We start from the raw sequence: 12,459 nt of genomic DNA on the forward strand, positions 1-12,459 counted from the left end.
GGCGTTATGCGCTAAAAGTTTTATTCACTATTGCCTATTCATTATTCACCAGTATTACGCGGCGTTGGTTCTGTATTTGGCTTTGCGATAGAACAGCATTTCGGTTACGAAAATGAGTAGCAGGCTAACGGCAGTGGTAGCGGTTACCTTGCCCAGGAAGAACAGGAAATTATTGCCAGCGCTAAGCCACTCAATCAGCACCAGGTAAGTGTGGTGCACAAAAGTGAGCAGCAATACATAAATACTGTAAGGTGCAAAGCCGATGCTTTTGATGCTTGGTTCAGAATAGGCTGTTTCGGTTTTTTCCTGCGGCAGCAGCACGTTCAGCAAAAAGGGGCGCAGGTAGGCAATGAGCACGCAAGGCAGCACATGCAAACCGGGCCAGCCGCTGAAATAATCCATACACAAACCAAAGGCGAAGGCAATCAACATCAAACCCACACGGTTAATACTGAAAGGCAGCCACAGTATAAAGAGGAAATAAAGGATCGGTTTTACAAACTGGTGTAATGACGGAACCTTATCCAGCACAAAAGCCTGCACCAGTATGAACAGTATAAAACGGAAGATATTTTTTACCAGGTTGCTCATTGATTTTTCGGCGTTTGGGCTTCCAATGCTTTTTGTTCGCCCCATGCTTCGTTCTGAACCAGGTAGGCGTACTGTAAATTGAAAAAGTTGGTAGCTGATTTTATTTTCAGCGTATAAAAGTTACTTGCCTGGTCGGCCTGCACGGCAGCGACTGTACCCACCATTAAACCGGGAGGAAAGTTACCGGAAAGGTTACTGGTTAACACCGTATCACCTTTTTGTGCCTGCGCACTTTTACTGATGCCGCGCAGCGTTAAATAGCTGGGGTCTGCACCGTCCCATTCCAGTATACCGGTATAAAAGCCTTTTTTAAGCATGGCGCTCACCTTGCTGTTGCGGTTAAGCAGGCTCATTACGCGGCAGAAATTGGCGCTGCTCATAATTACACGGCCAACAATACCATCCGGACCAACAACGGCCATATCCTTTGTTACACCCTGGTTGGTACCGCGGTGCAGGGTAATGTAGTTGTTTTCTTCGTTTACAGCATTGTTCACCACTTTGGCAGGCAGCCAGGTAAACAGGCGCACGCGGCCCACGGTATCGCGGTACAGGGTGTCGAGATGTTTTACAGTGCTGCTGTCTTTATCGCCAAAATTGGAAGCGAGCTGGTTGCGGAGGCGGGAATTTTCTTCTGCGAGCTGGCGGTTGGTTTCTTTCAGGTGAAAGAAATAATCCACATCGTTGTACTGCTTGTCTATACGCCCGGTTAGCTCGTTGGCCGAGCTGGCGAACACAGCCTGGTACGTTTTATTATAATTCACCAGTATGGCCAAGCCAAAACCCTGCAGTATAAGAAATACCACGAGCGTAAAAAAGCGCCTGATGAATAGAACAATATTCCGCACGGTGAAAGGGGTTTATGTGATTGCAGCTGTATTATTCAGCATTGCAGGATGCGGGTTGCGGAGTAATATCCGGCACCTGCATCCTGCACACTGCAACCAATATTTTATCTCATGATGAAAGGAAAGCGCTGGTAGTTTTTGAGGGCGATGCCTGTACCGCGCACCACGCTTTTCAGCGGATCGTCGGCAATATGCACAGGCAGTTTGATTTTCTGGCTCAAACGCTTATCTAAGCCGCGCAGCAATGCACCACCACCGGTTAAGTACAAACCGCGGCGGTAAATATCCGCAGCCAGCTCAGGAGGCGTCGTTTCCAGTGCCTTCAAAATGGCTTCCTCTATTTTAAAGATGCTTTTATCCAGTGCTTCAGCTACTTCCTGGTAGCTTACCATAATTTGTTTGGGGATACCGGTAACCAGGTCACGGCCGTTAACGGGTAAATCGTCGGGCGCGTTTTCGAGGTCTTTCATGGCAGCGCCAATCTGGATTTTGATTTGTTCGGCTGTTCTTTCACCAATCAGCAGGCTATGGTAGCGGCGAAGGGCTTCCATAATATCTGAGGTAAATTCGTCACCCGCAATACGTATGCTCTGGTCGCACACGATACCTGCAAGGGCAATTACGGTAATACCGGTGGTACCACCCCCGATATCGATAATCATGTTACCAACAGGTTCTTCCACATCAATACCAATACCCAGCGCAGCCGCCATAGGCTCGTGAATAAGGTACACTTCCTTGGCGCCGGCCTGTTCAGCACTGTCGCGCACCGCACGTTTTTCTACCTCGGTAATGCTGGAGGGGATGCAGATCATCATTCTCCAGCTTGGGGGAAACAAAGGTTTTTTGGGATAGATCATCTTGATCATTTCCCGTATCATCAGCTCCGCGGCATTAAAGTCGGCAATTACACCATCTTTCAGCGGGCGAACGGTTCGGATACTTTCATGGGTCTTTTCGTGCATCATCAACGCGCGCTTCCCAACAGCCAGCACCTCTTTCGGATTGTTTCGGTTTAAAGCAACGATCGAGGGTTCGTTTACTACAATCTCTTCGTTATGTATGATGAGGGTATTGGCGGTACCCAGGTCCATTGCAATCTCTTGCGTGAATAAATTAAAAAGTCCCATTACATCAAAAGTTCCTTGTTGTGATTAATGCCTGCAAAATTCACTGAAATAAACCATATTAACAAAGCCCAAAATGCAGATTTTTCAAGCTTATTTTCTTTCCAAACGCTGTTTTTCCCTAAAACGCATTTTTAAGGGCAACTAGTATAGAAAATATTATTCCAAACTTGTTTCCCCGGCTACTTTTTTCTTCAGCTGCTGAAACCAGTCGCGCGTAGCCGTTGCAAAAAACGGTAAAACATGTTCAGGATATTTACGCTCAACCGCGCCCAGCAACTGTTTTGCGGTAGCTTTATCACCATTCCGCAATGCAATTAAAGCAGCTGAAGCAAATGCAAACCGGTAGTTGTTCAGCACCTGCACATTGTCGTGGTTGTTTAAATAAGTTCTCGGGGTTTCGGGTAAATCATCCAGTTTTCGCAGCTGCTCCATCACAAACGGCATGTCTGTTTGCTTTGTTTTACTCACCAGCCGGTTGGTTAAACCGCGGAACTGGAAAAAAGAATCGAGGTATAGCGACATGCCCTGCGGCACATCGGCTGCAAAATAGACTTCTTTTCTGAAAGCGTTCTGCTGCAGTAAATCCAGCAGCAAACGCGCACTGCGTGAAAGGTACTTTTTATCGTCTGTTGGCTGTAACGCCCAGCTGATAAGCGTATCATGGCCGCGCACAATGGCAGTCTGCGTGGTAGTCCATTTTATACGCTCTACCGCTGCAAGATCAACCGGGCTGTGCGAGGTTTGCAGCAGCCCTTTTGAGGCCATCCAGCCGGGGTACCATTTTGTGTTGAGCAGGTTTAAATCAATGCAATCCACATCTGGCCTGTATTTCTCGGCCAGTTGCAGGCTGTTGAGATAATAGAGGTACATATCGCCGTTAAAGAAGAGCCAGCTGTTGTGGGGGCATTCATCGAGCACCTGGCGAAAATAATTCATCACCGTACGGTTTAACCCGCCTTTGTGTGCCGCCTGCTGGTAGCACCATACAGCAGAATCTTTTTGCCCGTTGTACAGGTAATACATGGCCTGTGTGCCCCATACGGCAAGGATTTTCGTGTGCGGATCCTGGATGTAGATTTCACCGGTGTAGACATCTTTACCGGGCAGCAATGATTTTTCGAACGCCTCGCTGGCCTTCACTGTCAGCGCCAGCTTAACATGCGGCATATGCTCGCCGTCTGGCGCATTGGTTTTATCGATGGCATAACCCAGCCAGTACCAGGCTTCTGCATTACCGGGTTCGCGGGCTACAATTTTTTCGAGTAAAAGCCCTGCCGTATTGTAATCCGGAGCTTCACCATCGCTGCCTTTTACAGCAGCTTTTGCTTTCTCCAGCTCTTTGGCGGTATTCGCTTCCTGTGCATTTACCCGATGAAACTGTAAAAGGGTTGATAGTAGTGTAATAGCGATAACAGTTCTCATCCCTTCAAACCTACAGAAAATAACCGGTAAAAAATCATTGCGGCTACCGGCCTGCACATAAAAAAACCGGTACCTGCAAAACGGTACCGGTTTATGCTAAATCGTTGGTTTTACAATAATTGTAACGGTGCTGCAACAGTGCCTGCTATCGCAGGTTACGGCACAGGGACTGCTGTTATAGTAAGCGAACAGCGTATTGCAATATGCCCCGATCAGACGGCTTATGCAAATTCGTAACCAATATCCTTGCGGAAATTCATGCCTTCAAAGCTGATGCCTGCCAGCGCTGCCGCTGATTTAGCTACTGCTTCGGGAATGCTGCTGCCGAACGATGTAACGGCCAGCACGCGCCCGCCATTGGTTTCCACTGCAGCGCCGCTGGCTTTGGTGCCTGCATGAAACACGATGGTTTCACCTGCCTCACCATCTTTTACAGGCAACCCGCTGATCGCCATACCTTTTTTGTAATCGCCGGGATAACCGCCGCTCACCGCTACCACGGTGCAGCAGCTGCTGTCGCCTGCCATAATATCAATAGTATCCAGCGTACCGTCGAAAGCGGCGTTCAGCAGCTCGATCAAATCGTTCTGCAAACGCGGTATCACCACTTCCGTTTCAGGATCGCCCATGCGGCAATTGTATTCAATAACAAAGGGCTCGCCCTGTACGTTCATCAAACCGAAGAACACAAAGCCTTTGTAATCAATATTTTCCAGCTTCAACCCTGCAATGGTGGGTGCAATAATGCGGCTTTCTACTTTTTGCATAAAAGCGAAATCCATAAAAGGCACAGGACTTACACAGCCCATGCCACCGGTATTTAAACCGGTATCACCTTCGCCAATGCGTTTATAATCTTTTGCGTGGCCGATGATTTTGTATTTATCACCATCAGTTACCACGAACACGCTTACTTCAATACCCTGTAAAAATGCTTCTACCACTACTTTGGAGGATGCATCGCCAAACTGTTTGTGCACGATCATTTCTTCAAAAGCAGCGATCGCTTCTTCGTGCGTTTGGCTGATCACGACGCCTTTACCGGCTGCAAGCCCGTCGGCTTTCAGCACAATGGGCAGACTTTGCTGCGCCAGGTAAGCCTTGCCTTCTTCGAGGTTGGCGGCTGTAAACTCCGCGTAAGCTGCCGTGGGAATGGCGTGGCGCTCCATGAATTTTTTGGAAAAAGCCTTGCTGCCTTCCAGCTGTGCGCCGTTGGCAGAAGGGCCAAACACTTTGATATGTGACAGTGCAGGATCGTTTTTGAAGAAATCGTATACGCCTTTCACCAGCGGTTCTTCAGGCCCAACCAGCACCAGGTTTACCTGGTTATCGAGGCAGAACTGCTTTTGTGCGGCAAAATCGTTTACCCCGATGTTTACATTGGTGCCGCAGTGCGCTGTACCGGCATTACCGGGTGCAATGAATAACTGTGTGCAATGCTTACTGCGGGCTATTTTCCAGGCAAAAGCATGCTCGCGGCCGCCTGAACCCAATATCAGGATGTTCATACAAAAACGATTACAGGTAATTAAAAACTGCGCGAAAGTATTACTTTCTTCCGAAACGGCCGGGGCGGCCGTTTCGGAAGAAAGCTGCGAGCGGCAAGCTTCGAGCTGCGAGCTTGTTGAACAGACGCGCCTTCGGCATGTAGCACTGTCTTTTCTTGCTTTCAACAGGCACGCATTTACTTACGGGCAGGGCTTGCAGCTTGCAGCTTTCTTCTATGCTAACAACTCACCTCCAAAAACCTACCATTCATTAGCATTTTGCCTGTTTTTCTGATTTTATCAGTATTTTGGGCCGCCCTAAACCGGCAAATCCCCAATCTGTAACGGTAAAAAGAAAAAAACCAATGAGTGAATCCATCGCCCGCAAGGCGCATCCCAAGGGTCTGTACGTATTGTTTGCAACGGAAATGTGGGAGCGTTTCAATTACTACGGCATGCGGGCCATCCTTGTATTGTTTATGACCAAAGCACTGTTGTTCGATAAAGTGTTTGCGTCTAACCTGTACGGCAGCTATATCAGCCTCCTTTACCTTTCCGCGTTGTTTGGCGGCTTTGTAGCCGACCGGCTCTGGGGCAACCAGCGCTCTATTATTGCGGGCGGACTGGTAATGGCCATCGGGGAGTTTATTCTTTTCTTCTGCGGTAATATTTATCATAGTGCGCCAGGCTTGTCAGCACTGCTGTTTTACTCGGGCCTTGGTTTAATGATTGCAGGCAACGGCTTTTTTAAACCCAATATTTCTTCACTGGTTGGGCAGCTGTATCCCGATACCGATACCCGCAAGGATGCCGCATATACCATATTCTATATGGGTATTAATACCGGCGGGGCGCTGGGGCCCTTTGTTTGCGGGCTTTTCGGCGATACCGGCGATCCGGCTGATTTTAAATGGGGCTTCCTGGTAGCAGGCATCGGCATGTTACTGAGTGTATTGGTACAGGTTATTTTTCATAAAAAATACGTGGTATCACCTGAGAAAAAAGCATTGGGCCAGGTACCCGCCAATGCACCCAAATGGGCGCTCAACCCGGTGATTACCGTGGTAGGACTGGTTATACTAAGCTTTATTGCCATTGGGCTTATTTATGTGGATGCCGCTGTTTTCAGCTACCTGTTTTACCTGCTGATTGGTTGCATTATACTGATACCTGCTGTTATTTATGCCGATAAAACACTCAACAAACCCGAAAAAGACAAAGTACTCGTTATCTGTATCGTGTGTTTCTTTGTGATTTTTTTCTGGGCAGCATTTGAGCAGGCAGGCGCTTCACTTACCTTTTTTGCCGAAGAACAAACCGACAGGCATATATTCAATAAAACGGTTCCCACCAGCTGGTTCCAGTCACTCAACTCAGTATTCGTAGTGACTTTCGCCGCTTTCTTTGCCTGGATGTGGACCAAGCTGGGTAAAAGACAACCATCCTCCCCCACCAAAATGGCCATTGGTTTACTGGGCCTTGGGCTGGGTTACTGGTGGATTGCCTATGGCGCAAGTAAGGCAGTGCCTGGCGTTAAGGTAAGCATGATATGGCTAACCGGCATGTACGCCCTGCATACCTGTGGTGAGTTGTGTTTGTCGCCTATCGGCTTGTCGCTGGTAAACCAGCTGTCGCCCGTAAAATACTCTTCGCTGCTCATGGCCATCTGGTTTACTGCCAATGCCTTTGGCAATAAAATGGCCGGCGTACTCAGCGCCCTGTACCCTGATGGAAAAGAGAAAGTATTACTCGGCTTCCATATCATCAACCTGTACGATTTCTTTATGGTGTTTGTGGTGATGTCGCTGGTAGCCTCGGGCATATTGTTCCTGCTTAGCAAAAAGCTGCAGAAAATGATGCGGGAAAACGTGACGCCGGCTGTTGCGCAACCAGAACCTGATCACGTGCTTTAACCTATATAATCAATTCAGTTATGTCTGAAATTAATTCGTTTAAACCCTATGTGCCTGACGAGGCCAATGTAAAAGAATTTACCTTAAAAGCCATTATAGTCGGTTGCATCTGCGGTATTGCCTTTGGTGCGGCCACGGTGTACCTCGCGCTCAAAGCAGGCCTTACCGTAAGCGCGTCTATTCCCATTGCGGTTATCGCTATTACGCTTGGCAGGAAGTTTCTGAAAACAACGATTCTCGAAAACAACATCATTCAAACAACAGGCTCGGCAAGTGAAAGTATCGCGGCCGGCGTAGTGTTTACCCTGCCCGGTTTCCTGTTCCTGTCTGAACCCAGCAGTGCGAATTTCTTTAACTACATGACCATTCTTACCCTCGCTATATTCGGCGGTATATTGGGTACGCTGATGATGATCCCGCTACGCCGTTCACTTATTGTAAAAGAACATGGCACACTGCCTTATCCTGAAGGAACGGCTTGTGCCAGTGTATTGAAGGCAGGTGAAAAAGGGGGCGACTTTGCCAAAACGGCCTTCCTCGGTCTAAGCTTTGCCATTGTGTATGCCTTTATGCAAAAGGTGTTTCATGTAATTGCGGAAGTGCCTTATTTTATTACCAAACAAACCAACCGTTATTTCCCTTCGGCACGTGTTGCAGGTGAAATAACACCCGAATACCTGGGTGTGGGTTATATTATCGGCCCGCGCATTTCAGGCGTGCTGGTTGCAGGTAGCGTGCTGAGCTGGTTTGTACTGATACCTTTGCTGGCGTCGGTAATACCCGGTGATGTAGTGGCAGCGCAGCTGGCAAAACTGGGTTATCTCGCCGATATCAATCATACCGGCGGGCCAGGCGGCTGGAACCCTGCCACGCACCAGTTTAACGATTGGGCTACGGCATTATACCGCGCCTACGTTCGCCAGATAGGTGCAGGCGCCGTGGCTGCAGGCGGCTTTATTACTTTATTTAAAACCATCCCCACCATTATCTCATCGTTCAAAGGCAGCCTGGGCTCGCTGAAAAAAGACGGCACCGAAAAAACTGTCGTAGCGCGCACACAGCGCGACCTGGATGTGCGCATTGTAGGTATCGGAAGTGTGGCTTTGATTTTACTTACTACTGTTCTTCCGCAGATACCCGGCGATTCCATCATCAGCAAACTGGTGATTGGTGTGCTGGTAGTAATATTCGGCGCATTCTTCGTTACTGTATCCTCACGCATTGTGGGCTTGATTGGCAACTCCAATAACCCCATCAGCGGTATGACAATTGCCACTTTGATGGGCACCTGCCTGGTGTTTATTGCTGTAGGCTGGACAGGTAAAGTATATGAACCCATGGCATTGGTAGTAGGTGGTATGATTTGTATTGCCGCCGCCAATGCCGGGGCTACCTCACAGGATTTAAAAACCGGTTATATTGTTGGTGCTACGCCACGTTACCAACAGCTGGCGCTGTTTATCGGCGTCATTGTATCTGCCATCGCTATTGGCGCTACCATTAAAATACTCGATACCCCTACACAGGAAATGCTGCAGCAGGGCATTCAACATGCTATTGGTACAGATAAATATCCTGCACCGCAAGGCACACTGATGGCCACGTTGGTGAAAGGCATTTTGTCGTTCAACCTCGACTGGCAATTTGTACTGGTGGGCGTTGCCATTGCCATTGTGATGGAACTTTGCGGTATTAAATCACTCAGCTTTGCAGTGGGTGTTTACTTACCGCTGAGCACTACCCTGCCCATTTTTGCAGGCGGAGCCATCCGCGGTATTGTTGACTGGAAAAAGAAACGCAAGGGTGAAGCACTACATCCCGAAGAAGAAGAGCTGGGCAAAGGCAACCTGTTTGCAACCGGCCTGGTTGCAGGCGGCGCGCTGGCAGGTGTAATTGTTGCTTTCCTGTTTACCAACGAAGCAGTATCCAACTTCTTCAGCCACTTGTCTGCAGAAGCTGGTTTAACAACAAGCCTGGGCGATTTCGGCTACAAAATGCTTGGCGTTATATTCTTTGTAATTATGGGCCTGGTATTATACCGCGTAGCCATTAAAAAAGATAAATCACTGGAAGAAAGCGTGTAATCAACAGCACGCTTTTCCAAAAACAGCATAAAAAACTCCCGGTCGCAGATTGCGCCGGGAGTTTTTGTTTTTTGATAGGTCAACTTGGAAATCTGATGCACATGAGAAAACCAGTTCAATTGTTTAAAGTTTCATGATTCAATGGTTCCCGGCTGTCGATGTTTAAAAAGCACTTGCCCGCTAAATAAAGTTCATATGCTGGTATTGCCTGCCCAGTATGGCTGCATCATCTGCCTGCAGCCATTTGTGAAGGATGGTGGCGTATACGTTTTTGAAATCTATTTCATACTGCAGATCGCCGTCTTTCAGGTTTTGCAGATCAGGAAGTGCATTGATCAGCCCTTTCTGCTGCAAACCGCCGCCTACCAAGAACATATTGTTGGCAGTGCCATGGTCTGTTCCGCCACTGGCATTCTGTGCCACACGGCGACCAAACTCGCTGAAGGTAACGAGCAGCACGTCATCAAACCGGTTATTGGCTTTAAGGTCTTTTACAAATTCCGTTACTGCATCATCCATTTCTTTGAACAACCTTTGCTGCTGGCCCTGCTGACCAACATGCGTATCAAAACTGCCGAGGCTTACATAATATACTTTGGTGTTGATTTCTGAGAAGATCAGGGAAGCAATAGTTTTCAAATTATTGCCCAGTTCTGTGCGTGGGTAATCACCGCCCGCAGGACGCAGTTTGCTTTGTTCAAAAATATAATCGGCGCTGTTAACCGTAGCGCTCATGGTTTTGTAGAGGTAATCTACCGGGCGTTCGTGCTGTGCTTCATGGTGTGCCTGGGCCAGGTCTTTAAAATACCTGGCATGGCTTTCAGAATACAACCTGCGCGGGTCTTTCAGGGCTATACCTTTTTGATCTGCTCCTTTTAAAGCCAGGCTTAACACATCGTCAATTTCCAGCGCCTGTGTGGGCTGCGTGCAATGATTACATTGCGCATCGAGGTAGCGGCCCAGCCAGCCGGTTTGCACAATTTCATTGCTGTTGCTGGCGCTTTGCCAGATATCCATGCTGCGAAAATGACTGCGGTCAGGATCAGGATACCCTACGCTGTTTAAAATAGCCATGCCGCCGTCGGCGTACAAACTATGCAACCCAGACAAGGCCGGATGCAGTGCAGCATCATCGTTTAACAACAGTGCCTTGTCTTTTGTAAACCCCAGCTGCGGGCGCAGCTTATGGTAAATATCATTGCCAACAGGTATTACAGTGTTCAACCCATCGTTGCCGCCGCTTAACTGCAATACCACCACCACTTTATTACCCTGCGGCACAAAAGCGCCTTTGCGGTTAAAAGCCTGCAGCAACTGCGGCACCATCATAGATGCAGTTGCCAGTGAACCAAGCTGTAAAAATTTTCTGCGTTGAATAAGCATACGGGCAATTTTAAAGATAAACAGGCATTAGCACAGCTGGTACTCAGGTGTACTCATCAGCGCTATGGTAATGGTTTGTATATACGATTCACGGGTAGCCGAACTTACCATGGTGATTAAAGAAGTTTCACTTACTGAACCTGCAGGCGTAAGCAGCAGTATGCTTTGCAGCACATCGAATAATTGCGCGCGGCCAACGCTGTCGAACTGCTTCATGTACACCGGCCAGTTTACCGATGCATTGATGCGGAATCCACCCTTCGGTGCATAAGCCACTGACTTGCCTGTTTGTGGCGCAACTGCTGCACCTGCCTGCTGTTCCATCATGCCCATTTGCTGATCATCATCGGCTTTGGGTGTTACATACACGGTTTCCTGGTTTTTAATGAGCTGTGGTATGCGCAGGCGCAACATTAGTGAAGAGCTGTCTATCCAGTTTTTACCGCCCGGCCATCCGGCTACATTGGGCGGGTAAAACAACAGCTGACCCAATGCGCGCTGTAATACCAGCTGCACGGCTTCATTTTCCATTTCCATGGGCAAGGTGCGCCTGATGCCTACCATCAGCTCAACCGGTGATTTGATGTGACAGCCCATGTTCTTCGGTTCATAAAACCATTCGCTGGTAAAAATATCACGCATCAACGAGCCGATATGGTAATTGCTGTTGTAGAAGCGGTTGGCCAGCCATTGTATGTTGGATGAATCTTCTATGTCGTTTACAAAAAAGCGGTAAATCTTCTGCGTGATAAACAGTGCTGTTTCTCTTTTCTGCAGCAGCAGCTTCAGCACATCATCACCATCGAAATTACCGGTTTGACCAAAGATGGTTTTGTCCTCCTCATCATGCTGAAAGCGGCGGAAGACAAAGCTGCCATCTATATTGAAACCCCAGCCGGTAAAAGCCCTGGCTGCTTCTTTAATATCTTTTTCTGTATAATGACCGCGGCCCAGTGTAAAGAGTTCCATTACCTCGCGGGCAAAGTTTTCGTTGGGATGTTTTTTGCGGTTCTGCTGGTTATTGAGAAAGCCTAGCATGGAAGCAGATTTGCTTACCGCAGTTAACAGGTCGCCAAAATAACCTGTGGCATTATCGCGTATGGCATTGAGTAATTGTTGCTGGTAATAAATATTAATGTCGCGGCAGGCAAAATGGCCATGCCAGAAGAGAGACATTTTTTCACGCAGCTGTGCGGGGGAATCCACCATTTCATCAAGCCAGGTCATGTTCAGGTTCTTGAGGTCTTCCCTGCTGCGCTGGCGTATTTGCTTGCGTTGTTCCGGGGTAAGCAGGTTGCGTTGCATCTTCTGCATGTTTGCCTCCTCGCCCACGCCCATCAGCAAGCCTTTTACGGCATTGCTCACCACATCGAAATGTACTGCCCTGGTATTGCTTTTTTTCTCCATATCGGCATATAAATCTGCCGTGGCAACCGTATTAATCTGCGCGAGGTCTTCGGCCATAACTCCAAAGCCGGCACGCCATAATAAATGCAGGTTTTTCTGTTGAATGGTCACCATCACCGCGTTTTTTGTAAAGACGGGTGAAATACCTGCAGGTTTAACAGTACATTAAAAAATAACACACCCGTGGTTAGCGG

At 48.2% G+C, this 12,459-nt stretch carries 9 protein-coding genes; 2 read left to right on the plus strand and 7 right to left on the minus strand.

The features are described 5' to 3' along the window. Positions 1-54 precede the first annotated feature (54 nt). The 5 genes from DXN05_RS02790 to purD form a co-directional block, all read right to left on the minus strand. Positions 55-591 (minus strand): rod shape-determining protein MreD, encoded by a 537-nt coding sequence (locus tag DXN05_RS02790; protein WP_116845675.1) that lies wholly within the window; start codon positions 589-591, stop codon positions 55-57. Continuing rightward, positions 588-1,439 carry a rod shape-determining protein MreC gene (gene mreC / locus DXN05_RS02795; RefSeq protein ID WP_116845676.1) on the minus strand — a complete coding sequence of 284 codons (852 nt, stop codon included), beginning with the start codon at positions 1,437-1,439 and terminating at the stop codon, positions 588-590. The genes DXN05_RS02790 and mreC overlap by 4 nt, the downstream gene beginning before the upstream one ends. A 104-nt stretch (positions 1,440-1,543) precedes the next feature. Continuing rightward, on the minus strand, positions 1,544-2,569 hold the full coding sequence (locus DXN05_RS02800; protein ID WP_116845677.1) for a rod shape-determining protein: 1,026 nt from the start codon (positions 2,567-2,569) through the stop codon (positions 1,544-1,546). A 156-nt stretch (positions 2,570-2,725) separates the two neighbouring features. Next, positions 2,726-3,991: a hypothetical protein gene (locus tag DXN05_RS02805; protein ID WP_147313816.1), complete on the minus strand. Its 1,266-nt coding sequence runs from the start codon at positions 3,989-3,991 to the stop codon at positions 2,726-2,728. 221 nt (positions 3,992-4,212) lie between these two features. After that, entirely contained in the window at positions 4,213-5,499 is a 1,287-nt protein-coding gene (purD, locus tag DXN05_RS02810) for a phosphoribosylamine--glycine ligase (protein ID WP_116845679.1), read from the minus strand. 344 nt (positions 5,500-5,843) lie between these two features. Between purD and DXN05_RS02815 the strand changes: the two genes are divergently transcribed. Together DXN05_RS02815 and DXN05_RS02820 are read left to right on the plus strand one after the other, a co-directional pair. Further along, positions 5,844-7,391, plus strand: a complete 1,548-nt coding sequence (locus DXN05_RS02815; RefSeq protein ID WP_116845680.1) for a peptide MFS transporter — start codon at positions 5,844-5,846, stop codon at positions 7,389-7,391. 20 nt (positions 7,392-7,411) lie between these two features. Next, a complete protein-coding gene (locus DXN05_RS02820; protein ID WP_116845681.1) occupies positions 7,412-9,475 on the plus strand; it encodes an OPT family oligopeptide transporter in 2,064 nt (687 codons plus the stop codon). 180 nt (positions 9,476-9,655) lie between these two features. Here the strand turns inward: DXN05_RS02820 and DXN05_RS02825 are convergent, their stop codons facing one another. Then, positions 9,656-10,858: a DUF1501 domain-containing protein gene (locus tag DXN05_RS02825; protein ID WP_116845682.1), complete on the minus strand. Its 1,203-nt coding sequence runs from the start codon at positions 10,856-10,858 to the stop codon at positions 9,656-9,658. A 27-nt stretch (positions 10,859-10,885) separates the two neighbouring features. Further along, entirely contained in the window at positions 10,886-12,379 is a 1,494-nt protein-coding gene (locus DXN05_RS02830) for a DUF1800 domain-containing protein (protein ID WP_170148861.1), read from the minus strand. Positions 12,380-12,459 lie beyond the last annotated feature (80 nt).

The organism is Deminuibacter soli (genome assembly GCF_003412455.1).
Taxonomy (GTDB): Bacteria; Bacteroidota; Bacteroidia; order Chitinophagales; family Chitinophagaceae; genus Deminuibacter; species Deminuibacter soli.